The sequence below is a fragment of the Variovorax sp. GW821-FHT06D12 genome, from assembly GCF_059419205.1.
In genome coordinates, this window is sequence record NZ_JBWKRI010000003.1 from 627,929 (window position 1) to 651,135 (window position 23,207).

The window sequence follows — 23,207 nt, forward strand, 5'->3', positions numbered from 1 at the left end:
CGACGCGCGGCGCGTGCCCCGCGACCATTCCTTCACCCCGCGCTGTTGCGGGTCGAACCCTCGAAAGGAACAGTCGCCATGAACACCGCCGCCCACGACGCCCATGCCATCGCCACGGGCTACATCGCCGTCTGGAACGAGACCGACGCCGCGCGCCGCGCCGCGCTCATCGACGCCGGCTGGACCGCCGACGCCCGCTATGTCGATCCGATGGCGCAGGCCAGCGGCCGCGAGCAGATCAGCGCGCTGGTCGGCGCGGTGCACCAGCGCTATCCGGGCTTTCGCTTCCACCTGCTGGGCAAGGCCGAGGCGCACGGCGACAACCTGCGCTTCTCGTGGACCCTGGGCCCGAGCGGTGCCGACGACCTGATCCAGGGCACCGACTTCGCGCAGGTCGACGCGGGCAAGCTGCGCGTGGTGACGGGCTTCCTCGACAAGGTGCCCGTGGGCGCCTGAAAGGGCTAGGGCCTGCTCACACTATTTCTAGCGTCGCGTTGGCTGGCAAAGGGGCTGGCTGCAAGGCGCCCGTGCGCAGCAAGGCTTCTGCCTTGCAAGCGCGGGCAACGCCGCAGACGGCCCCTTTGCCAGCCAACCCGAAGGGAAGGTCTGCCGCGGCGGGCCACTCGGCGTTGCGCTCCTTGCGTGTGCGCATGCACACGCGGCGTCACGCGCCTTGATTGGCCCGCCGCGGCAGACCTTCGCGACGCCAGAAATAGTGTGAACAGGCCCTAGGTCAGTCGCCCGCCGGCCGGCCGCGCCAGAGCTTGCGGTAGACCGTGGCGCGGCTGATGCCCAGCGTGCGCGCCGCCTCGGCCACATTGCCGCGCGCGTCGCTCACCGCCTTGCGGATCAGGGCGGTTTCCACGTCGCGCAGGCGGGGGCGGCCATCGGTGGCGTCGCCGGGCATGCCGGGCACGCCGCCATGCTCGCTGCCGCCACGCTGGGCCCGCACCTGCACCCGCAGGCCCGACCACAGCGGCACCTCGAGCATGGCGTCGCCGCGCCGGGCGGCATCGAACATCATGTGCAGCGGCAACGCGAACAGGTCGTTGAAATGCAGGCCGCCGGCATGGCAGACCAGCGGCTGGTGCAGCATCTGCCGCGCCGCCGCGTTGGCGCCGGTGACATGGCCCGCGGCGTCGATGCACAGCAGGCCCTCGGTGGTCTCGCTGCTCGGGCAGCCGGGCCAGAGCAGGCGCAGCAGCAGCTCGCAGGGCTCGCGCTGCACCAGCAGGTTCTCGATGCTGCGCGCCGACAGCGTGGCCAGGTGGCGCAGCTCGGGCCGCTCGACCACCTGCACGCCCGTGAGGTCGAGCATGCCGATGCAGTCGCCCCGGGGGCCGAAGAGCGGGGCGCCGGCGCAGCTGTACACACTGGTGTCGTCAAAGAAGTGTTCACCCCGGTGCAGCCACACCGATTCCTGCTCGGCCAGCGCCGTGCCGATGGCGCTGGTGCCGATGGCGCTTTCCGACAGGTCGACGCCGATGCGCCCGATGTCGCGCGCATAGCGGGCGGCGGGGTCGGTGCCGTCGGGCAAGGTACCCACGTCGACCACGATGCCGCGGGCGTCGGTCAGGATGGCGAAATAGCGGGTGTCGGCAATGGCGCGCGAGAGCCGTTCGATCACCGGACGCGCCGCCGTGACCAGGGCCCGGTTGCATTCCGTGACCTCGCGGCTGGCGGTGCGGCTCACGGGCTCGAAGCTCACGCGCTGCTGGGGCCGGCGGCCGGCCTCCAGGCAGCGCTGCCAGGAGCGCGTGATGCCCGGGTCGACCCGCACGCTGCCGCGCGGGCGGGGGCCGTCGCCGTCGATCAGCTCGCGGCGCGCCTGCGCAATGGCCAGCGAGCGCTCAGCAGGAGGGGGGACGGCGGAAGCGGACATCATCGTGAAAGTTCTTCTTCGCGCGGGGAGGGCTGCTTTTGCGGGCCGGCCGGTTGGCAAGCTGTTTCATTTTGAGAATTTCCCGCGCTCTGTGCAAGTGTCAAGGGTTTTTGCCTAGGATAGTGCGAAAGGGCGGCATCCAAGATGCCTCGCTGAACCAGCCATCACCTTTCACGGAGACAGCCACATGCAGGTCGCTTTCAAGGTCAACGGCCGGCCGGTCACGGTCGACGCCCCACCCAACACCTTCCTTGTGCACGCGATCCGCGAGCACCTCCACCTCACCGGCACCCACGTCGGCTGCGACACCGCCCAGTGCGGCGCCTGCACGGTCCACCTGAACGGCCGCGCGGTCAAGTCGTGCAACATCCTGGTCGCGCAGGCGGCCGGCGCCGATGTCACCACCATCGAGGGCGTGGCCGCCGCCGACGGCACCATGCACCCCATGCAGGCGGCCTTCAAGGAATGCCACGGCCTGCAGTGCGGTTTCTGCACCCCAGGCATGGTCATGAGCGCCATCGACCTGTGCACCCACCACCCCAAATCGAGCGAGTCGGAGATCCGCGAGCTGCTCGAGGGCAACCTGTGCCGGTGCACGGGCTACCAGAACATCGTCAAGGCCGTGAAGATGGGCGGCGAGGCCATGGCATCGGGCAATCCGGTGCCGACCCAGCAAACCACGGTCACGGCCTGAGGAGAGCGACATGGGCGCTTCCGACTTCTCCAACCTGCCGCACATCGGCGAGGCATTGCGGCGCAAGGAAGACTACCGCTTCCTGACCGGCGCGGGCAACTACACCGACGACATCACGCTGGCCAACCAGAGCCACGCCGTTTTCGTGCGCTCGCCGCACGCGCATGCAGTCATCAAGTCGATCGACATCGCCGAAGCCTCGAAGATGCCCGGCGTGGTCGGCATCTTCAGCGGCAAGGACATCGAAGGAAAGATGGGTGGGCTGCCCTGCGGCTGGCTCATCAACAACCCCGACGGCACCCCCATGAAGGAGCCGATGCACCCGATCCTGGCGATCAACAAGGTGCGCTACGTGGGCGACCACGTCGCCATGGTGGTGGCCGAGACGGTCGAGCAGGCCAAGAACGCGGCCGAGGCCGTGGTGGTCGACTACGACGTGCTGCCCGCGCTGGTGAGCGTGGCCGACGCCGCCAGGAAGGCCAGCGGCGTCACACTGCACGACGAGGCGCCCGACAACCAGTGCTACAAGTGGGCGCTGGGCGACAAGGCGGCGGTCGATGCGGTGTTTGCCACCGCCGCGCACGTCACCAAGCTCGACCTGGTCAACAACCGGCTCGTGCCCAACCCGATCGAGCCGCGCGTGGCCATCGGCAGCTACAGCCGCGGCACCGACGACTACACGCTTTACGTCTCGAACCAGAACCCGCACGTCGAGCGCCTGCTGATGACGGCCTTCGTGCTGGGCCTGCCCGAGCACAAGGTGCGCGTGATCGCGCCCGACGTGGGCGGCGGCTTCGGCTCCAAGATCTTCCTGTACGCCGAAGACGTGTGCCTCACCTGGGCGGCCAAGCAGCTCAACCGCAACATCAAGTGGACGGCGGAGCGCTCGGAGTGCTTCCTGTCCGACGCGCACGGCCGCGACCACGTGAGCCACGCCGAGATGGCGATGGACAAGGACGGCAAGTTCCTGGCCATGCGGGTGCACACCGACGCCAACCTGGGCGCCTACCTGTCGACCTTCTCGACGGCGGTGCCGACCATCCTGTACGCCACGCTGCTCGCGGGCCAGTACACCACGCCGCAGATCTACGTCGAGGTCGATGCCTGGTTCACCAACACCTCGCCGGTCGATGCGTACCGCGGGGCCGGGCGGCCCGAAGCCACCTACCTGCTGGAGCGCCTGGTGTCGCGCTGCGCCTGGGAAATGAACCTGGGCCAGGACGAGATCCGCAAGCGCAACTTCATCACCAGCTTCCCGTACCAGACGCCCGTGGCGCTGCAGTACGACACCGGCGACTTCCATGCCTGCATGGACAAGGCGCGGGTGCTGGCCGAGGTCGACGGTTATGCCGCGCGCAAGGCGGCGACCGAGGCCAAGGGCAAGCTGCGCGGCATGGGTTATTCGAGCTACATCGAGGCCTGCGGCATCGCGCCGTCGAACATCGCGGGGGCACTCGGTGCGCGCGCGGGCCTGTTCGAATGCGGCGAGATCCGCGTGCACCCGACCGGCAGCGTGACGGTGTTCACCGGCTCGCACAGCCACGGCCAGGGCCATGAAACCACCTTCGCGCAGGTCGTGGCCGCGCGCCTGGGCATTCCGGTCGAGAACGTCGACGTGGTGCACGGCGACACCGGCCGCGTGCCCTTCGGCATGGGCACCTACGGCTCGCGCTCCATTTCGGTGGGCGGCGCGGCCATCATGAAGGCGCTCGACAAGATCGAGACCAAGGCCAAGAAGATCGCCGCGCACCTCATGGAGGCGAGCGACGCCGACATCGAGTTCGCCAACGGCGAGTTCACGGTCAAGGGCACCGACAAGAAGATCCCGTTCGGCCAGGTGGCGCTCACGGCCTACGTGCCGCACAACTACCCGCTCGACAAGCTCGAGCCCGGCCTGAACGAAACCGCCTTCTACGATCCGACCAACTTCACCTTCCCGGGCGGCACCTACATCTGCGAGGTCGAGATCGACAAAGAGACCGGCGAGGTCAAGGTCGACCGCTTCACCGCGGTGGACGACTTCGGCACCATCATCAATCCGATGATCGTCGAGGGCCAGGTGCACGGCGGGCTGGTGCAGGGCATCGGCCAGGCGCTGCTCGAGAACTGCGTGTACGACAACGAAACCGGCCAGTTGCTCACCGGCAGCTTCATGGACTACGCCATGCCGCGCGCCGGCGACTTCCCGCAGTTCAAGCTCGACACCGTCTGCACCCCCTGCACCCACAACCCGCTGGGCACCAAGGGCTGCGGCGAGGCGGGCGCCATCGGGTCGCCGCCGGCGGTCATCAACGCCGTGCTCGATGCGCTGGCGCCGCTGGGCGTCAAGGATTTCGACATGCCCGCTTCGTCCAGCCGCGTCTGGGAAGCGATGCAGGCCGCCGCCAAGCCCTGAACGACACAAGAAATAACAGAGAAGGAATCACCCCATGTATGCCTTCACACTCGAACGGCCCGCCAGCGTGGCGGACGCGGCCCGGCTCATCGCCGCGGGCGGCAAGCCACTGGCCGGTGGACAGACCCTGCTGGCCTCGATGAAGCTGCGGCTCTCGGCGCCCGAGCAGCTCGTCGACCTCGGCGGCATCAAGGAACTCACCGGCATCAAGAAGGATGGCGGCGCGATCACCCTCGGCGCCATGTCGCGCCACCTCGACGTGGCGAACAACGCCGACGTGAAGGCCGCGTACCCGGCGCTGGCCGACCTCGCGTCGCGCATCGGCGACCGGCAGGTGCGCGCGATGGGCACCGTCGGTGGCTCGGTGGCCAACAACGACCCGGCGGCGTGCTACCCCAGCGCGGTGCTGGCCTCGGGCGCGACCATCGTCACCTCGAAGCGCGAAATTGCGGCCGACGACTTCTTCCAGGGCCTGTTCACCACGGCACTCGAAGAAGACGAACTGATCGTCGCCATCCGCTTCCCGATTCCGAAGCGTGCGGTGTACGAGAAGCTGCGCCAGAAGGCCTCGAACTTCCCGCTGGTCGGCATCTTCCTGGCGCAGTACGACAGCGGCGTGCGCGTGGCCGTCACCGGCGCGGGCAACGGCGTGTTCCGCCACGCCGGGCTCGAGGACGCGCTCAACAAGAGCTTCACCGCCGCGGCAGCTGCCGCCGTGAAGATCGACGCGAGCGACCTGAACAGCGACCTGCATGCCTCGGCCGCCTACCGCGCGAACCTGATCAGCGTGCTCACGCAGCGCGCAGTCACCAAGGCGCTCGGCTGAAGCAGCACGCCACCCACCGGAAGGCGCGACACCCTCGCGTCTTCCGCTACGCTTCGCCATGACTTTCCCGACCATCGACGCCCTTTCCGACGGTTTGATGCAGGCCGGCTACTTTGCCGACCGCCGCCTGGCCACCGCGGTGTTCCTCGCCCTCAAGCTGCAGCGCCCGCTGCTGCTCGAAGGCGAACCCGGTGTCGGCAAGACCGAGCTGGCCAAGGCGCTGTCGATCGCCCTCAACCGCGAGCTGCTGCGCCTGCAGTGCTACGACGGCATGGAGCAGCGCGAGGCGCTCTATGAATGGAACTACGCCGCGCAGCTGCTGCACATGCGCGCGGCCGAAGCCACCGGGGCGGCACGCGACGTGGAGGCGGAGGTCTACCAGCCGCACTACCTGATCCGCCGCCCGCTGCTGCAGGCGCTGCAGACGCCCGCACCTGGTGCCGTGCTGCTGATCGACGAGGTCGACCGCGCCGACGAGCCCTTCGAAGCCTTCCTGCTCGAGTACCTGGGCGAGTACCAGGTCAGCATTCCCGAGCTGGGCACCGTGCGCGCCGTGGTGCCGCCCGTGACCTTGCTCACCAGCAACCGCACGCGCGAGCTGAACGACGCCGTGAAGCGGCGCTGCCTCTACCACTGGCTCGACTACCCCGAGCGCGAGCGCGAACTCGCCATCGTGCGCGCGCAGGTGCCGCAGGCCGGCGAGGTGCTGTCGGCGCAGGTGGCGGCGTTTGTCGCGCGGCTGCGCTCGGCGCCGTTCGTCAACGCCTTCCAGCGCGCGCCCGGCATCGCCGAAAGCGTGGAGTGGGCGCGGGCGCTCATCGCGCTCGACACCGTCGAACTCGACCCCGAAGTGGTCGTCGACACCGCCGGCATCCTCTTCAAGCAGCGCGACGACGTGGCGGCGCTGACGCACGAGCTGGCCTCCGACCTGCTGAGGCCCGAGGAACCGCTCGCGAGCTGAGCGAGGCCGAGGCACCTACATGGCCGGCATCCAGCAACTCGGCGACGTCCGCAGCGGCAAGCTGGCAGGCAACATCGCCGCCTTCGGCCGCGCACTGCGCCGCGCCGGCGTGCGCACCGACGCCATGCGCATCGCACTCGCGACCGAGGCGGTCACCCTGGTCGGTGTCGAAGACAAGCTCGACCTGGGCGCCGCCATGGAAGCCGTGATGGTCAGCCGCGAGCAGGACCGGCTGGTGTTCCGCGAACTCTTCGACGCGTGGTTCCGCGACCCCGAGCTGGCCAACAAGCTGCTCGCCCAGATGCTGCCCAGCGCCGAGGGCAAGGCCGAGCCCTCCAAGCGCCGCCCGCGCGTGCGCGAAGCGCTGAGCCCGCCGCGCGATGCCGTGAAGCCCGCGGCGCCGACGAAGCCCGACGAAGAGATCAAGTTCGACGCCGCCATGACGGCCAGCGACCGCCAGCGGCTGCAGCATGCCGACTTCAACGCGCTGGGCGCGGCCGAGTACCGGCTGGTCGAGCGGCTGGCGCGCGACATCCGCTTGCCGGTGCCCGAACTGCCCGCGCGCCGACTGCGCCCGGCGGGCGATGCCGGCCGCGCGCACGCGCGCATGCACTGGCCCGGCGTGCTGCACGAGGCGGCCCGCACCGGCGGCGAGATCCTGCGCCTGCCCCGGCTGGCGCGGCGCGAGCAGCCCTTGCCGCTGCTGGTGCTGGTCGACGTGTCGGGCTCGATGGAGCGCTATGCGCGCCTGCTGCTGGCCTTTCTGCATGCCGCCACGCGGCGCGCCGGCCGGCGCGACGTGTTCGCCTTCGGCACGCGGCTGACCGACCTCACGCCGGCCTTCCGGCTGGCCGATACCGACGCCATGCTGGGGGCCGCCAGCCTGGCCATCGACGACTTCGCGGGGGGCACGCGGCTGGGCGGTTCGCTGGCCGAGCTGCGCCAGTCGCATGCGCGCCGGCTCATCGGCCGCCGCACGCTGGTGCTGGTGATCAGCGACGGCCTCGACACGGGCGAGCCCGCCTTGCTCGAGACCGAGCTGCAGTGGCTCCAGCGCCATTCGCGCCGGCTGCTGTGGCTCAACCCGCTGCTGCGCTTCGAGGGCTACGCCCCTCTGGCGCGTGGGGCCGCCGTGCTGCACCGCCATGCGGACGCGATGCTGGCGGTCCACAATCTGAATGCACTCGAACAGCTGGCCGCCAGCCTGGCCGCGCTGATGCGCGCCAGTCGCTAGGACCGGACTCAGGAAGGAACAAAGGAAACCCACCATGGAAATGCTCGGAAACCGCCGCCTCGGCGTCACCCAACAACAGGCCTGGGACGCGCTCAACGACCCCGAGACGCTCAAGAAGTGCATCCCCGGCTGCGACAAGTTCGAGCTCACGGGCGACAACACCTACAGCGTGGCGCTGGCCGTGAAGATCGGCCCGGTGTCGGCCAAGTTCAGCGGCAAGGTGATGCTGTCGGACATCGTCGCGCCCGACGGCTACAAGCTCACTTTCGAGGGGCAGGGCGGCGTGGCGGGGTTTGCCAAGGGCTCGTCGAGCGTGTCGCTCAAGCCGGTGGCCGGTGCATCGGAAGCTGCGCCCGTCGTGGCCGTGACCGACGGCGCACCCGTCGCCGAAACCACCCCCGCGGCCGCGGCCCCCGCCGGCTGCGAACTCGACTACACCGTGCAGGCCCAGGTCGGCGGCAAGATCGCCCAGCTCGGCCAGCGCCTGATCGACGGCGCGGCCAAGTCCACCGCCGACGATTTCTTCAAGCGCTTCGAGGCCGAGATGCAAAGCCGCTACGGCCCGCCGCCCGCACCGCCCGCGGAAGCGGCGGCCGAGGCGCCCGCCGAGAAGGCCGGCGTGATGTCGGGTCTCATGAAGAAGATGGGCTTCGGCAAGAAGGACGGCGAAGACGCCTCCACTCCGGGCGACGCCGCCTGACGCACAGGGTCCTGCCATGGAAAACCTCGACGTCATGGTGCTGCGCACGCTGCGCGACTGGCGGCGTGCCGGCAAGCGCGCGCTGCTGACCACCGTGGTGCGCACCTGGGGCTCGTCGCCGCGGCCCGTGGGCTCGATCATGGCGCTGGCCGAGGACGGCGCCGTGGTCGGCTCGGTCTCGGGCGGCTGCATCGAGGACGACCTCATCGCGCGCTACAGCCATGCCCACGGCAAGGGCGAAGACGTGCCGCTGGGTGCGCCGCCCGCGCTCGTCAAGTACGGCATCACGGCCGACGAGGCGCACCGCTTCGGCTTGCCCTGCGGCGGCACGCTCGAGCTGCTGCTCGAATACGCGCCCGACGCCGATGCGCTCGACACGCTGGTCGCCGAACTCGAACGCGGCAAGCTCATGCGCCGCACGGTGACGCTGGCCACCGGCGCGGTGCGGCTGGCCGAGGCGACCGCGCCCGACGAGCTCACGGTGAACGACACCGAGCTCACCAACACCTTCGGCCCCGAGTACCGCATGCTGCTCATCGGCGCCGGCCAGCTCGCCGAGTACCTGGCGACCATGGCCAAGTTCAGCGGTTTCGCCGTGACGCTGTGCGACCCGCGCGCCGAGTACCGCACCGCGTGGACGCTGTCCGGCGTGACGATCACCACCGAGATGCCCGACGACGCCGTGCTGGCCTTTAAGCCCGACCGCCGCAGCTGCGTGGTCGCGCTCACGCACGACCCCAAGCTAGACGACCTCGCGCTGCTCGAAGCGCTGCAGAGCGAGGCCTTCTACGTGGGCGCCATCGGCTCGCGCCGCAACGCCGACGCGCGGCGCGACCGCATGATCGAGCACTTCGACCAGACGGCCGAGTCGCTCGCGCGCCTGCGCGGGCCCATCGGCATCTTCATCGGCAGCAAGACGCCGCCCGAAATCGCGGTGAGCGTGATGGCGGAGATCCTGGCGGTGAAGAACGCGGTGACCTTGCCGCGCGAAGTCGAAGTGGCGCGCGCCAAGGAAATCCAGCAGCTGCAACCGAGCTGAGCTGAACCGACCTGCTGCGCGAGGCTCAGTCCACGCCCAGCAGGTCGTAGATGCGGCGCACGTACTCGCCGAACGCCGGGCTGGTCTTCACGTGCAGCTTGCGCGGCTCGGGCAGGTCGATGCGGAAGAAGTCGGCCATGCGCGCCGGCCCGGCCGTGAGCACGGCGCAGTGCGAGCCCAGGAACACCGCCTCCTGGATGCTGTGCGTGACCACGATGAAGGTCTTGCGGCTGCGCTCCCAGATGCGCAGCATCTCCAGGTTCATCTTCTCGCGCGTGAGCGCGTCGAGGGCGCCGAAGGGCTCGTCCATGAGCACCAGCTTCGGGTCGTGGATGAGCGCGCGTGCGATGGCGGCGCGCTGCTGCATGCCGCCCGAGAGTTCGTAGGGCAGCTTGTCGGCGAAGCCCGTGAGGCCGACCATGTCGAGCAGCTCGTGCGCGCGCGCCTTGGCGGCCTTGCGGTCCAGCCCGAGGATGTCGGCGGGCAGCAGCACGTTCTCGAGGATGGTGCGCCACTTCAGCAGCAGCGGCTGCTGGAACACCATGCCGACGTCGCGGCCCGGGTTGAAGCCCGTGCCGCCAGGGCCGCCGATTTCGAGCGTGCCGCCGTCGTGGCCGTGCAGGCCCGAGAGAATCTTCAGCAGCGTCGACTTGCCGCAGCCCGAGGGACCGACCAGCGAGATCATGTCGCCCGCGTGCACGTCCATCGTGACGTCGGAGACGGCGAGGAATTCTTCGTTGCGCTTGCGGTAGACCTTGCGCAGCTGCCGCATGCGGATCAGCGGCGCCGACTCCTGCGCTTGCAGCATGGCGCTCATGCCAGCCACCGTGCCAGGTTGTTGCGCACGAAGGCGTCGTCGGCCAGGTCGCCGTGCTGGCGGTAGACGCGGTCGATTTCCGCCGACTGTCCGTGGCCCAGGCCTTCTTCCGGATCGAGGCACCAGATGCCTTCGAGCAGGCCCTGGCGCCGCAGCACCTCGTGGCAGCCCGCGATGCAGCCGTGGAAGTTGTTCGCCACGTCGAAGAAGGCGGCGTTGCAGTCGGTCACGCGCGAATCGAGCGCGAGCAGGGCGGGGCTCAGTGCGCCGCCGCTGGCGGCCAGCTCGGCCTTGATCTGCTGCAGCTGGTGCACCGCACTCGACGTCCACACCGACCAGTGGCCCAGCAGGCCACCACGGAAGCGCACCTGCACGGGCGCGCCGTCGCGCATCGCGGCAAAGGGCAGCGCGAGGTCGAGCACGATGTGGTCGTCGTTGCCGGTGTAGAGGAACACGCGCTCCTCGGCGCGCGCATCGACCAGCCCGCGCACCACGTCGATGCTGCGGTAGCGGTTGAAGGGCGCGACCTTGATCGCCAGCGCGTTCGGAATGAGCGCGAAGCGGCGCCAGAAGTCGCTCGACAGGACCGGGCCGCCGACCACCGTCTGCAGGTAGAAGCCGATCAGCGGGATCTCCTGCGCCACCGCCTCGCAGTGGGCGATGAGCGCGTCTTCCGACGCGCCGGCCAGCGCCGCGAGGCTCAGCAGCCCCGCGTGATAGCCCAGGGAGACGGCGGTGCGCGCCTCGGCCTGCGCCTGCGCGGTCGGGCCGCACAGCCCGGCGATCATCGCCATCGGGCGGTCGTTCCAGGCCAGGCGGTCCTGCATCGCGGCTTCGAGTACGGTGGCGTACAGGCCGCGCTCGCGGATCGCGAACTGCGTGGTGTGCACGCCCACCGCGAGGCCGCCCACGCCGGCATCGACGTAGTAGCGCGTGAGCGCGCGCTGGCGCTGGCGGTCGAACTGGCGGTCGGCGTCGAGCGCGAGCGGGTGCGCCGGGATGACGGTGCCTTGCGACAGCAGCGCAAGCACGTCGGCGGGAAGGTCGGAGCGGTTCAGTGACATGGGCGAAGGTCCTCAGGCGAACTCGGGGCCGGCGATGGCGTGGATGAAGGCGGGGTGTCCGGTGGGCGGCTGCGCGCCCTCGCGCGTGGCCAGCGCCATGCGTGCGAAGCCGCGCTGCGGTGTGAAGCCGGCAGCGCGCAGCGCGGCGGTCATGGTCTTGCGGTCGTCGGGCACGTCGACATAGATGCGGCCGTCGATGCCGCGTGCGGCCTGCGTCAGCAGCGCGGCGGCCGTGGCCTCATCGGACGACAGCAGCGGCCCGATGTGGTGCGCGGTGCGGCCTGCGCGCACGAGGCCGAAGCCCAGGCCGTTGCGCACGCAGCGGCTGTCCTCGCGGCCGAGCAGGTCGGCGAGCACGGCGGGGCGTGCGAAGCCCAGCGCCTGTGCGTCGAGTGCGGCGAGGCTGTCGAGCGCCGGCTTGTCCGTGGTGAGCGATGCGGTGGCGGGCGCGGCCTCGCGTTGCCAGCGCGTGAGGCGCCACAGCGGCGTGAAGCCGAAGCTCGCATAGAGCGGCTCGCCCTGCGGCGTGGCGTCGAGCATGGCGACGAGGCCGGCGGCCTTCACTTGCTCAATGCAGCGCGCGAACACCGCGCGGCCCAGGCCTTGCCCGCGCGCGGCCGGCATCACGAGGATCATGCTGATCCAGGCCACGTCGTCCATCGGCAGCACTGCGCCGCTGGCGATGAGCTGGCCCTTGTCGTCACGCATGCCATGCAGCGTGCCGAGCCGCTCGAACAGCCGCCAGTCGAGCGCGGTCTGGTTCCAGCCGCTCGCGGCAACCAGCGCGTCGAGCATCGGGGCGATGCCGGGCGTGATCGACGACAGGGCTTCGACGGCGGGCATGGTCATGGGCTCAGTACTTGCCGTCGCGCGATTCGAATTTGGTCGGTTTGCCGTACTGACGCTGCTCGCGCGAGATCCAGTCGGCCACCCAGCGGATCTGCTGCGCGAGCGGCACGCGCGGGTAGCCGAACAGGCGCTCGGCCTCGCCGGTGTTCATGAGCCACGCGGTCGGTGCTTCTTGACCGGCGATCGTCACAGGCTTGTTGAACTGGCGCGCGAATTCTTCAGCAAGCCAGCGGATCGACGTCGTCTCGGGCCCGCTCACGTTCAGCGGCGAGGTCGGCACCGTGGCCGCCGCGAGGCAGCGCAGCGCCTGCGCGTTCGCGTCGCCCTGCCAGATCACGTTGACGTGGCCCATGGTCACGTCGACCGGCTCGCCGCGCCACACCTTGAGCGCCACGTCGGCGAGCACGCCGTAGCGCAGGTCGATGGCGTAGCTCAGGCGGAACAGGCGGCCCGGCGTGCCGTGGCGCTGCGAGAAGTACTCGAACATGCGCTCGCGGCCCACGCACGAGTTGGCATATTCGCCGGGCGGGTTGGGTGCGTCGCTCTCGCTCGCGCCCTGGCTGGTCACGGGCACGAAGGGGTACACGCAGGCGGTCGAGAAGGCGACGATGCGCGAGGCATGGAAGTGCTCGGCCACCAGCGCCGGCACGTGCGCGTTCATGGCCCAGGTCAGCGGGTTGTCGGCGTCCGCGCCGAACTTGCGCCCGGCCATGAAGACCACGTTGGCGCACGGCGGCAGCGCGGCGATGGCGGCGCGGTCGAGCAGGTCGCAGGCGAGGGTCTCGATGCCGTGCGCTTCGAGCGCTTCGCGCACGCCGGCTTCGCTGAAGCGGGCGACGGCGATCACGCGGCGACCGGGCATGGCGTTCTTGGCGAGGCGGGCCAGCGTGGGGCCCATCTTGCCGCCCACGCCGAGGATCATCAGGTCGCCGTCGAGGCGGGCCATGTCGCGCACGAGGTCGCGCGAGGGCGTGGCCAGGTAGTCTTCAAGCGCGGCTTCGCTCTCGAAGCGCTCGGGAAAGGGCAGGTCGTCGAGGACAGGCGTGGAGGTCATTGGATTCTTGCGTCCTGGGTGATGAAGAGGCGCTCCAGCAGAAGCACCAGCAGATAGAGCAGCACGCCCAGGCCCGTGATGAGCAGCACGGCCATGAAGACCGCGGGCGTGTCCAGCGAGGCCTGGACCTGGATCATCAGATAGCCCAGGCCGCGTTCCGAGGCGATGAACTCGCCCACCACCGCGCCCGCCACGGCGAGGATGGTGGCGACCTTCATGCCCGAGAACACGTACGGCAGCGAGCCCGGCAGCTGGATGTAGCGAAACAGCTGCCAGCGCGAACCCTTGAGCGCGCGCACGAGGTCGAGCAGCTCGGGCTCGGTCTCGTTCAGGCCGCGGATGGTGGTCAGCAGGATAGGGAAGAAGCACAGGCTGAACGTGATCAGGATGTTCGGCCCGATGCCGTAGCTGAACCACACGATCACCAGCGGCCCCATCGCCACTTTCGGGATCATGTTGAGCGTGACCAGCAGCGGGAACACCAGCAGCATCAGCCGCTTGCTGGTGATGAAGAGCAGCGCGCAAAGAATGCCGAGCACCAGCCCCAGCGCGTAGCCGCCGAACACTTCGAGCGCGGTGACGCCGGTGTTCTTGAGCCAGCTGTAGTTCGGGTTGGCCAGCGTGGCCAGCACCTTCGAGGGCGCCGGCAGGATGAAGGGCTGGATCGCGAAGACCCGCACCGCGAGCTCCCACAGCACGATGCCCGCCAGGTGCACCGCGACCACGAGGGCCCAGCGCTGCCATTCGGGGCGCTCGCCCGACAAGGGCGCAGGTGCGGGGGGCGCCAGAGCGCCATCAGGTGCCGTCATCTCAATTCCTGGGTCTAGGAAGCAATGCGGCGAATCATAGGAGTCGCCGCGACCCGAGTCAACCAACTAGTTGATAATTTTCATGCGGCGGCTTTGTCGGGTCGCAAGGCATTGAGCGCGAACTCGATCACGTGCCGGCGCCGCTGCAGCAGCGCGCCGCGCGCATCGAGCGGTTTGCCGAAGATGGCCGACAGCGTGTGGTTGTTGGAGAAGAAGAAATACGAGATGCCGGCGATCGAGATGTAGAGGTTGATCGCGTCGAAGTCGGGCCGGAACACGCCGGCCGCCACACCGCGCTCGAGCGTGGCTTCGAGCATCTCGATGAAGGGCGAGTGCATCTTCTGCAGCCGCTCCGACTCGCGCAGGTGCGCGCCGTGGTTGCGGTTCTCGTCGGCCAGCAGCGCGATGAACTCGGGGTGCTCGGCCAGGTAGTCGAACGAGAAGGCCACCAGCTGCTTCATGGCCTCGAGCGGCTCCAGCGCGTCGAGCGTGAGCTTCTGTTCCTTCTCGCGGATCTCGGCATAGACCGATTCGAGCGCGACCAGGTACAGCCCCTGCTTGCTGTCGAAGTAGTGGTACACGAGCTGCTTGTTGACCCCGGCGTTGGCGGCGATCTCGTCGACGCGCGCGCCCGCGAAGCCCTTGGTGGCGAATTCGGCCACCGCGGCGGAGATGAGTGCCTGCTTGGCGGCGACGGGGTCGCGCTCGCGTTTCGTGGCGACGGCGGTGCGGGCGGGCTTGGTGGCGGTCATGGTGTTTTTGATTCTCCCGGCAGGGGCAGCGCAGTCTGGATGATCTGGATTGCCTGTCAACCAAACAGTTGGTAATATAAATTTCAGGACCTGTTTTTACCTTCTTTTGGAGTGTTCCGCATGAAAAAGCTGTTGTCGGCCGCCGGCGCCACCGCCTTGCTCATGGCCTCGGCCCCCGCCGCGTTCGCGGCCGATGCCATGAGCCTGATGCTCAACTGGACACCCACGGCCGATCATGCGCCGATCTATTTCGCGAAGGCCAAGGGCTGGTACACCGAGGCGGGCATCGACCTGAACATCGAGGCCGGCAAGGGCTCGGCCGTGTCGGCGCAGCGCGTGGGCACCGGCGGCAGCGACCTGGGCATTTCCGACCTGCCCACCACGATCCAGGCCAAGGGCAAGGGCGCCGACGTGAAGGCCGTGATGGTCATCTATGCCAACAGCCCGCAGGGCTTCTACTGGCTCAAGTCCTCGGGCATCAATGGGCCGAAAGATTTCGCGGGCCGCAAGATCGGCAACCCGCCCGGCGACGCGGCGCGCCTCATGTGGCCGGCCTTCGCCAAAAAGGTGGGGCTCGACCCGGCCAGCGTGACCTTCGTCAACGTGAGCCCGCAGGCCAAGGTGGCGGCGCTGAAGAGCAAGTCGGTCGACATCATCAGCGACTTCTACAACGAGCACGACCTGAAGGCGCGCGAGTTCGGCGCCGACTTGGGCTTTCAGCCGTGGCGCGACGCGGGCGTGAACGTGTACGGCAACTCGCTGATCGTGAACGGCCCGTACCTCGCGAAGAACCCCGGCCAAGTGAAGAAGTTCGTGGCCGTGACGCAGCGCGCCTACGACGCCTGCGTGAAGAGCTTCGAGCCCTGCCTGCAGGCGTTGCAGGCCAGCGTGAGCGGCCTCACGCCCGACAACCAGCGCGACCAGTGGAATCGCATCAAGCAGCTGATGCGCGACGACACCACCACCAAGGTGGCGCTCGGCGCCTTCGACGGTGCGCGCGTGAAGGCCGACTACGAGCTCGTGTCCTCGCTGATCGGCATCGACAAGGCCTACGACCCCGCGACGCTGTTCACCAACGAATTCCTCGACAAGGGCGTGCGCATGGCGCCCAACTGATGGGAAGAAGCCGCTTCAGCGCGACTCGGAAGAAGGCGGCACCTTCGTGTTGCCCTTCTGCCGTTCGCGGAAGAGGGCGGCACGCATCAGGAAGATGGTGGTGATCGGTGCCGTCAGCACGATGAACAGCACGATCAGCACCGCGTGCAGGAACAGGCTGAAGCCCTGCACCGAGAAGTAGGCGATGGTGGCCACCGTCAGGCACCAGGCGCCCACCGTGGCGCCCAGCGTGGGCGCATGGATGCGGCGGAAGAAGGTGGGCATGCGCACCAGGCCGAAGGAGCCGATGGCCGCGAAGGCCGCGCCCAGCACCGCGAACACGGCGGTGATGATCTCGGCCCACAGGGGCAGGGCAGTGGCGCTCATTCGATGACCTCCCCGCGCAGCAAGAACTTGGCGATCGAGGTCGACCCCACGAAGCCGAACAGCGCCACCAGCATCGCCGCCTCGAAGTACACGCTGCTCGCGTAGTTGATGCCGAGCACCAGCATCATCAGCATGCCGTTGATGTAGAGGCAGTCGAGCGCCATCACGCGGTCCTGCGCGGACGGGCCGGCCAGCAGGCGAAAGAGCGCGCACAGCATCGCCACGGCCAGCAGGAAGAGCGCGGCCTTCAGGGCCCAGAAGAGAACAGGCGTCATGATTCGAAAATCTCCATCAGCGGACGTTCGTAGCGGGTCTTGATCAGGGCGATGAAGGCCGCCTCGTCCTCGAGGTCGAACACGTGGATCAGCAGCGTGGTGCGGTCGAACGACACCTCGCCCCAGGCCGTGCCGGGCGTGAGGCACATGATCATCGCGAGCACGGCGAGGCCGTTGGGGTCGCGCATGTCCAGCGGAATCTGCACGAAGCGCGCCGAGATGTCGGCGGTGCGGCGCGTGAGCAGCAGCCGCGCCACGTCGTACGCCGACTTCAGCATGTCGAAGGTGACGAGAAACGACAGCCGCAGCGCCACGCCGGGCCGGCGCATGCGCACGGTGGCGGGGCGCAGGCCCTTGGTGATCAGCGGCACGGCAATGGCGAGCAGCGCGGCCGACAGCAGCGTGGCCGCTTCGAGCGATTGGTTGAGCAGCAGCCAGATGACGAACAGCGCGAACGACAGCGGTGGGGAAGGCATCAAACGCTTCATGGCTTGGCCTCCTCTTTCTTTGCGGGCACCGGGTTGGGCTTCTGCTTCGCGCCGAGCACGGCCTCGCGGTACGCGGTGGGCGTGCGCAGGCCGCCGGCGGTGGCTTGCGCGTGCTGCATCACGGGCTCGGCCCAGACCGTCAGCGCGACGCAGGCTGCGAGCAGGGCGGCCACCGGCAGCACCTCGAGCGCGGGCAGCGAGGGCATGGTGGCGTGGGGCTGGGTCCAGAAATGGCGGATGCCGGTGCGGCTCAGGGCGATCAGCGAGAGAAAGCCCGAGACGATCAGCAGGCCCAGGAAGGTCCAGCCGGCCGAGGCCACGGTCCTGCCGTCGAGCAGGCCCGAGAGCATCGCGAACTTGCCGACAAAGCCCGACAGCGGCGGCAGGCCCGCCAGCAGCAGCGTGCACAGCATGAAGCTCAGGCCCAGGAAGGCCACGCCCGCCGGGATGGCGCGGCCGTAGAGCGCTTGGGCGTCGTCGTCGAGGTTCACGTCGTCGAGCGCGCGCAGGTCTTCGGCCAGGAAGGGCGCGTTGCCCGCCGCCTCGTGCGGCGCGACGCTCATGCCCGCGTTGCGCCAGCGCTCGATCATGTCGATCAGCAGGAAGAAGGCCGCCACCGCGAGCGTCGAACTCAGCATGTAGTACAGCGCGCCCGCCCAGACGGCGGGGTCGCCCAGCCCGACGGCGGCCAGCAGCGTGCCCGCCGACACCAGCACGCTGAAGCCCGCGAGGTTCGACAGCCGCTGCGTGCCGACGATGCCGATGGCGCCGACGAACAGCGTCGCCAGCCCCACGCCCACCAGCGCGGCCTGCCCGAAGGCGGCCGAGGCGCCGGTGTCGGGCGCGAACAGCACGGTCCACAGGCGCAGCACGGTGTACACGCCGAGCTTGGTGAGCAGCGCAAACACCGCGCCCACCGGCGACACGGCCGCGCTGTAGGCCGGCACCAGCCAGAAGTTCAGCGGCCACGCACCCGCCTTGGCGAAGAAGGCCGTGGCCAGGATGGCCGCGGCGGCGTGCACCAGGCCGCGGTCGCCGGGCGCCAGCTCAGCGATGCGCGCGCCCAGGTCGGCCATGTTCAGCGTGCCGGTCACGCCATACAGGATGGCCGCGCCGATCAGGAACAGCGACGAGGCCGCGAGGTTGATCGCGATGTAGTGCAGCCCGGCGCGCACGCGCAGCCGGCCCGAGCCGTGCAGCAGCAGGCCGTACGAGGCCGCCAGCATCACCTCGAAGAACACGAACAGGTTGAACAGGTCGCCCGTGAGGAAGGCGCCGTTCAGGCCCATGAGCTGCAGCTGCAGCAGCGGATGAAAGTGCACGCCCGCGCGGTCCCAGCGCGAGGTCGAATAGATCGACGCCGCGAAGGCCACCACGCCCGTGAGCGCGACCATCATGGTCGAGAGCCGGTCGGCCACCAGCGTGATGCCGAAGGGCGCGCGCCAGTTGCCCGGCAGGTACACGCCGATGGAGCCCGGGCCGCCGCCGGTGTCGGCCGCGTTCACCCAGCGCAGCAGCGCGAGCGCAGCCAGCAGGCCGACCAGGCCCGAGACCACGCTGAGGAACGACTTGGTGCGCCGGTGGTTCTCGTTCATCAGCAGCATCAGCGCCGCCGTGAGCATGGGCACGAGGATGGGCACCGCCACCAGGTGCGGCATGCTGAACTCAAGGAAGCGGTCGAGCAGGTGCAGCAGGTCGTTCATTCGACGGCCTCCCGCTCTTCACCGTCCACGTGGTCGGTACCCGACAAGCCGCGCGAGGCGAGCATCACGACGAGGAACAGCGCCGTCATCGCGAAGCCGATCACGATCGCCGTGAGCACCAGCGCCTGCGGCATCGGGTCGGCCGTGTTGGCCAGCGTGGCCTTGAAGCCTTCGACCAGCACCGGCTCGCTGTCGACCTTGAGGCGGCCCATGCTGAAGATGAACAGGTTGACCGCGTACGAGATGAGCGTCAGGCCCATGATGACCTGGAAGGTCCGCGGACGCAGCAGCAGGTACACGCCCGAGCCGGTGAGCACGCCGATGGCGATGGCCAGCACGATTTCCATCAGCGGGCCCCCCCGGTGGTGGCAGCCGCTTCTTCGGCTTCGGCGGCCGCGCGGGCCTGCGCTTCTTTCTCTTCTTGCTCGTCGGCCCAGCGGTGGCTTCGGATGGACTGGTGGGCCAGCGCGGTCAGGATCAGCATGGTGGCGCCGAGCACCAGCGCGAACACGCCGATGTCGAAGAAGAGGGCGCTGGGCACATGCATGTCGCCCAGCAGTGGCACGTGCACGTGCGCGGTGTGCGTGGTGAGGAATGGGTAGCCGAACACGATCGCGCCGCCGCCGGTGGCGAGCGCGAACAGCAGGCCGATGGCGATCCAGCGGCGTGGGTAGATGCGCAGGTGCTCTTCCACCCACTCGGTGCCCGAGACGATGAACTGCAGCACCAGCGCCACCGACATCACCAGCCCCGCGACGAAGCCGCCGCCGGGCGCGTTGTGGCCGCGCATGAAGAAGTACACCGACACCAGCACGGCCACCGGCAGCACGAGGCGCACCAGCACGGCCGGCACCATCAGGTAGCCGATGGCGGAGTCGGTGGCGCGGCGCGGGTTCAGCAGGTCGCTGCTGCCGTCGTCGACCTGCAGCCGCTGCTGGATCGGCAGCGCCATCGATTCGATGGCCGGGCGGAAGCGCCGCAGCAGCGCATACACGGTGAGCGCCACGATGCCCAGCACCGTGATCTCGCCGAAGGTGTCGAAGCCGCGGAAGTCGACCAGCATCACGTTGACCACGTTGGTGCCGCCGCCTTCGGTGAGCGCGCGTTCGAGGAAGAAGGGCGAGATGCTCTGCGGGAAGGTGCGCGTCATCATCGCCCAGGCCAGCGCCGCCATGCCGCAGCCGGCGATGGTGGCCACCAGCAGGTCGCGCCCGCGGCGGCCCCAGGGGCGCAGCCGCATGCGCGCGGGCTGCACCACGTCCTTGCTGCGCATCGGCAGCCAGCGCAGGCCCAGCAGGATCAGCACGGTGGTCACGGCCTCGACCACCAGCTGCGTGAGCGCCAGGTCGGGGGCCGAGAACCAGATGTAGGTGACGCACGAGACCAGCCCGGCGCCCGCGGCCAGCATCAGCGCCGCGAGCCGGTGGAACTTGGCCTGCCAGGCGGCGGCCACGGCGCAGGTGCAGCCGATGAGCCAGGTCATCGCGAACATCGGCGAGAACGGCAGCAGCTCGCGCGTGCCGCGCTCGGCCGGCGTGGTCCACAGCGAGGCCGCGGCGCCGGCCACGGCCACCACCACCAGCCACAGCAGCTGCCACTGCAGGCGGCGCGTGCCGAAGAGGCGGCGGCTGCGCCGGCCGGCTTCGCTCAGCAGCGCGATCAGGTGTTCGAAGATGAGCTGCCCGTCGAAGCGGTGCAGCAGCGGCGTGTGCTCCAGGCGCCCGCTGCCCAGCGGGCGGCGCAGCAGCAGGTAGAGCACGGCGCCGCCTGCCAGTGCGACGAAGCTCATCATCAGCGGCAGGTTGAAGCCGTGCCACACGGCCAGGCTGTAGACGGGCAGCGTGCCGCCGACCACCGGCGTGGCCGCGGCCGCGAGCATCGGGCCGACCGACCAGGCCGGCGCCACGCCCACCACCAGGCACACCAGCACCAGCAGCTCGACCGGCACGCGCATCCAGTGCGGCGGCTCGTGCGGCGGCTTGGGCACGTCGGGGCCGCAGGGCGGGCCGAAGAACACGTCGAACACGAAGCGCGCCGAGTACGCCACGCTGAAGATGCCCGCGAGGGTGGCGATGACCGGCAGGCTGAGGTCGATCCAGGGCGTGGCCTGGATGAAGACGGTCTCGGCGAAGAACATTTCCTTCGAGAGAAAGCCGTTGAGCAGCGGCACGCCGGCCATCGAGGCGCTGGCGATGATGGCCAGCGTGCCCGTGATGGGCATGAGGCGCATCAGGCCGCTGAGCTTGCGGATGTCGCGCGTGCCGGTCTCGTGGTCGATGATGCCGGCCGCCATGAACAGCGAGGCCTTGAAGGTCGCGTGGTTCATCACGTGGAAGACCGCCGCCACCGCAGCCAGCGGGCTGTTCAGGCCCAGCAGCAGCGTGATGAGGCCCAGGTGCGAGATGGTCGAGTAGGCCAGCAGCGCCTTCAGGTCGCGCTGGAACATGGCCGCGAAGCCGCCCAGCAGCAGCGTGATCGCACCCGCGCCGCCCACCATCCAGAACCACTGCTCGGTGCCCGAGAGCACGGGCCACAGCCGCGCCATGAGAAACACGCCCAGCTTCACCATGGTGGCCGAGTGCAGGTAGGCCGACACCGGCGTGGGCGCGGCCATGGCGCGCGGCAGCCAGAAGTGGAACGGGAACTGCGCGCTCTTGGTGAACGCGCCGAGCAGGATCAGCACCAGCGCCACCGGGTACAGCGCGTGCGCGCGGATGATGTCGCCCGAGGCCAGCACGATGTCGAGCTCGTAGCTGCCAACGATGCGGCCCAGCACCAGCACGCCGGCCAGCAGGCACAGCCCGCCCGCGCCGGTGACGGTGAGCGCCATGCGCGCACCGCGCCGCGCGTCGCGCCGGTGGTGCCAGTAGCCGATGAGCAGGAACGAGAACAGGCTGGTGAGCTCCCAGAACAGCACCATCTGGATCAGGTTGCCCGAGAGCACCACGCCCATCATCGCGCCCATGAACGCGAGGAAGAACGAGAAGAAGCGCGGCACGGGGTCGGAGGCCGACATGTAGTAGCGCGCATAGAGCACCACCAGCGCGCCGATGCCCAGCACCAGCATGCAGAACAGCCATGCGAAGCCGTCGAGGCGGAACACGAGGTTCAGGCCGAGGGCGGGCAGCCACTCGATCTCCTGGCGCAGCACGTTGCCGTGCGCGATCTGCGGAAAGAGCCAGGCGACCTGGATCGCGCAGCCCAATGCGACGAGCCCTGCGAGGGTCGACTCCCGGTTGCGCGCGTTGGACGGCATCAACGCGGCCAGCACGCTGGCAAGAAAGGGGAGTGCGACGAGAAGGGCGAGGGGCATCGGGGGTCGATTCTATCGACCGACCCTCTGGAGAGCCCCTGTCTATAACCGCAGGAGCACGGGCAGTTTTTTCGCTGTCACGAAGCCAGCACGAGCTGCACGCTGCGGATGCCCAGCCAGGTCAGCACCAGCGAGCCGCACAGGTGCAGCAGGCCGGTGCCCAGCGCCAGCAGCGGTCGTCCGCCGAGCAGCAGCGCGATCACTTCGGCCGAGAAGCTCGAGAAGGTCGTGAGCCCGCCGAGGAAGCCGGTGATGAGCAGCAGCCGCCACACCGGGTCGAGCTGCGGCAGCGCCTGGAAGACGGCCACGGCCACGCCGACGAGGTAGCCGCCGACGAGGTTGGCGGCCAGCGTGCCGTAGGGCACGGGGCCGCCGGTGTTGAGCCACAGGCCCAAGCCCCATCGCGCGAGGGCGCCGCACGAGGCGCCCACGCAGATCGCTAGAACCGGCAGCAGAGGCGGCATCCGTTCCCTTGTCGTCGTCGCACTGTCATTTCTCCTTGCCCATCACCAAATCGGGCAGGATCGTGACGATACCCGGGAACAGCGTGATCAGCGCGATGCACAGCACGAGGCAGAAGAAGAACGGAATCGCCGCCCGGGCGATCACGTTGCTGTCCTTGCCCGTCATGTTCTGCAGCACGAAGAGGTTGAAGCCCACGGGCGGCGTGACCTCGGCGATCTCGACCAGCAGCACCACGAAGATGCCGAACCAGACCAGGTCGAAGCCTGCCTTCTGGATCATCGGCAGCACCACCGCGCTGGTCAGCACGATCATCGAGATGCCGTCCAGCGCCGTGCCCAGCACCAGGTACACCACCACCAGCGCGCCGATGAGCGCATAGGGCGACAGGTGCATGCTGTCGACCCA

At 69.2% G+C, this 23,207-nt stretch carries 24 protein-coding genes; 9 read left to right on the top strand and 15 right to left on the bottom strand.

The features are described from left to right. Positions 1-78: 78 nt before the first annotated feature. Complete coding sequence (locus AC07SQ_RS13615; protein ID WP_095946865.1) at positions 79-456, top strand: nuclear transport factor 2 family protein; 378 nt, start codon at positions 79-81, stop codon at positions 454-456. 277 nt (positions 457-733) lie between these two features. On the opposite strand, the gene AC07SQ_RS13620 is transcribed toward AC07SQ_RS13615, so the two are convergent. Further along, positions 734-1,882 carry a helix-turn-helix domain-containing protein gene (locus tag AC07SQ_RS13620; RefSeq protein ID WP_447748668.1) on the bottom strand — a complete coding sequence of 383 codons (1,149 nt, stop codon included), beginning with the start codon at positions 1,880-1,882 and terminating at the stop codon, positions 734-736. A gap of 187 nt (positions 1,883-2,069) precedes the next feature. Between AC07SQ_RS13620 and AC07SQ_RS13625 the strand changes: the two genes are divergently transcribed. The 7 genes from AC07SQ_RS13625 to AC07SQ_RS13655 are packed head-to-tail and all read left to right on the top strand — an operon-like array spanning position 2,070 to position 9,731. Further along, positions 2,070-2,576 carry a (2Fe-2S)-binding protein gene (locus tag AC07SQ_RS13625; protein WP_062468730.1) on the top strand — a complete coding sequence of 169 codons (507 nt, stop codon included), beginning with the start codon at positions 2,070-2,072 and terminating at the stop codon, positions 2,574-2,576. Positions 2,577-2,586: 10 nt separating this feature from the next. Then, positions 2,587-4,971, top strand: coding sequence for a xanthine dehydrogenase family protein molybdopterin-binding subunit (locus tag AC07SQ_RS13630; RefSeq protein ID WP_495273626.1), 2,385 nt, complete (start codon positions 2,587-2,589; stop codon positions 4,969-4,971). Between the two features lie 34 nt (positions 4,972-5,005). Beyond that, positions 5,006-5,797, top strand: coding sequence for an FAD binding domain-containing protein (locus tag AC07SQ_RS13635; protein WP_159274620.1), 792 nt, complete (start codon positions 5,006-5,008; stop codon positions 5,795-5,797). 58 nt (positions 5,798-5,855) lie between these two features. Continuing rightward, a complete protein-coding gene (locus tag AC07SQ_RS13640; RefSeq protein ID WP_495273627.1) occupies positions 5,856-6,758 on the top strand; it encodes an AAA family ATPase in 903 nt (300 codons plus the stop codon). A 19-nt stretch (positions 6,759-6,777) separates the two neighbouring features. Next, a complete protein-coding gene (locus AC07SQ_RS13645; protein WP_495273628.1) occupies positions 6,778-7,992 on the top strand; it encodes a vWA domain-containing protein in 1,215 nt (404 codons plus the stop codon). Positions 7,993-8,026: 34 nt separating this feature from the next. Next, entirely contained in the window at positions 8,027-8,692 is a 666-nt protein-coding gene (locus tag AC07SQ_RS13650) for an SRPBCC family protein (protein WP_495273629.1), read from the top strand. Between the two features lie 16 nt (positions 8,693-8,708). Then, positions 8,709-9,731 carry an XdhC family protein gene (locus tag AC07SQ_RS13655; protein ID WP_062468715.1) on the top strand — a complete coding sequence of 341 codons (1,023 nt, stop codon included), beginning with the start codon at positions 8,709-8,711 and terminating at the stop codon, positions 9,729-9,731. Positions 9,732-9,756: 25 nt separating this feature from the next. Here AC07SQ_RS13655 and AC07SQ_RS13660 read toward each other — a convergent pair whose 3' ends face one another. The 6 genes from AC07SQ_RS13660 to AC07SQ_RS13685 all read right to left on the bottom strand — a co-directional run bounded on the left by AC07SQ_RS13660 (position 9,757) and on the right by AC07SQ_RS13685 (position 15,076). After that, positions 9,757-10,548, bottom strand: a complete 792-nt coding sequence (locus AC07SQ_RS13660; protein WP_495273630.1) for an ABC transporter ATP-binding protein — start codon at positions 10,546-10,548, stop codon at positions 9,757-9,759. Then, positions 10,545-11,612 carry a dihydrodipicolinate synthase family protein gene (locus AC07SQ_RS13665; protein ID WP_495273631.1) on the bottom strand — a complete coding sequence of 356 codons (1,068 nt, stop codon included), beginning with the start codon at positions 11,610-11,612 and terminating at the stop codon, positions 10,545-10,547. Before AC07SQ_RS13665 ends, AC07SQ_RS13660 begins: the two co-directional genes overlap by 4 nt. 12 nt (positions 11,613-11,624) lie before the next feature. Continuing rightward, positions 11,625-12,461, bottom strand: coding sequence for a GNAT family N-acetyltransferase (locus tag AC07SQ_RS13670; protein ID WP_495276200.1), 837 nt, complete (start codon positions 12,459-12,461; stop codon positions 11,625-11,627). A gap of 4 nt (positions 12,462-12,465) precedes the next feature. Beyond that, a complete protein-coding gene (locus AC07SQ_RS13675; RefSeq protein ID WP_495273633.1) occupies positions 12,466-13,515 on the bottom strand; it encodes an NAD-dependent epimerase/dehydratase family protein in 1,050 nt (349 codons plus the stop codon). Then, positions 13,512-14,324, bottom strand: a complete 813-nt coding sequence (locus AC07SQ_RS13680; protein ID WP_495273634.1) for an ABC transporter permease — start codon at positions 14,322-14,324, stop codon at positions 13,512-13,514. Before AC07SQ_RS13680 ends, AC07SQ_RS13675 begins: the two co-directional genes overlap by 4 nt. An 80-nt stretch (positions 14,325-14,404) precedes the next feature. Further along, a complete protein-coding gene (locus AC07SQ_RS13685; protein ID WP_095946876.1) occupies positions 14,405-15,076 on the bottom strand; it encodes a TetR family transcriptional regulator in 672 nt (223 codons plus the stop codon). Positions 15,077-15,196: 120 nt separating this feature from the next. Here AC07SQ_RS13685 and AC07SQ_RS13690 point away from each other — a divergent pair, with 120 nt between their 5' ends. Beyond that, entirely contained in the window at positions 15,197-16,192 is a 996-nt protein-coding gene (locus tag AC07SQ_RS13690) for an ABC transporter substrate-binding protein (protein ID WP_167394993.1), read from the top strand. Between the two features lie 15 nt (positions 16,193-16,207). Here AC07SQ_RS13690 and mnhG read toward each other — a convergent pair whose 3' ends face one another. The 8 genes from mnhG to AC07SQ_RS13730 all read right to left on the bottom strand — a co-directional run. After that, positions 16,208-16,558, bottom strand: coding sequence for a monovalent cation/H(+) antiporter subunit G (gene mnhG / locus AC07SQ_RS13695; protein ID WP_062468694.1), 351 nt, complete (start codon positions 16,556-16,558; stop codon positions 16,208-16,210). Further along, positions 16,555-16,833 (bottom strand): K+/H+ antiporter subunit F, encoded by a 279-nt coding sequence (locus tag AC07SQ_RS13700; protein ID WP_062468691.1) that lies wholly within the window; start codon positions 16,831-16,833, stop codon positions 16,555-16,557. The genes mnhG and AC07SQ_RS13700 overlap by 4 nt, the downstream gene beginning before the upstream one ends. Further along, on the bottom strand, positions 16,830-17,321 hold the full coding sequence (locus AC07SQ_RS13705) for a Na+/H+ antiporter subunit E (RefSeq protein WP_062468688.1): 492 nt from the start codon (positions 17,319-17,321) through the stop codon (positions 16,830-16,832). Before AC07SQ_RS13705 ends, AC07SQ_RS13700 begins: the two co-directional genes overlap by 4 nt. Then, positions 17,318-19,024 carry a monovalent cation/H+ antiporter subunit D gene (locus AC07SQ_RS13710; RefSeq protein ID WP_159274629.1) on the bottom strand — a complete coding sequence of 569 codons (1,707 nt, stop codon included), beginning with the start codon at positions 19,022-19,024 and terminating at the stop codon, positions 17,318-17,320. The genes AC07SQ_RS13705 and AC07SQ_RS13710 overlap by 4 nt, the downstream gene beginning before the upstream one ends. Then, on the bottom strand, positions 19,021-19,371 hold the full coding sequence (locus tag AC07SQ_RS13715) for a Na+/H+ antiporter subunit C (protein ID WP_056582686.1): 351 nt from the start codon (positions 19,369-19,371) through the stop codon (positions 19,021-19,023). Before AC07SQ_RS13715 ends, AC07SQ_RS13710 begins: the two co-directional genes overlap by 4 nt. Beyond that, a complete protein-coding gene (locus AC07SQ_RS13720) occupies positions 19,371-22,337 on the bottom strand; it encodes a monovalent cation/H+ antiporter subunit A (RefSeq protein WP_495273635.1) in 2,967 nt (988 codons plus the stop codon). The genes AC07SQ_RS13715 and AC07SQ_RS13720 overlap by 1 nt, the downstream gene beginning before the upstream one ends. A 77-nt stretch (positions 22,338-22,414) precedes the next feature. Continuing rightward, the gene (gene crcB, locus AC07SQ_RS13725) at positions 22,415-22,801 is read right to left on the bottom strand and encodes a fluoride efflux transporter CrcB (protein ID WP_495273636.1); all 387 of its coding nucleotides are present in this window, start codon (positions 22,799-22,801) and stop codon (positions 22,415-22,417) included. A 25-nt stretch (positions 22,802-22,826) separates the two neighbouring features. Beyond that, positions 22,827-23,207: TRAP transporter large permease subunit (locus tag AC07SQ_RS13730; protein WP_495273637.1), on the bottom strand; the 381-nt coding region annotated here is incomplete at its 5' end.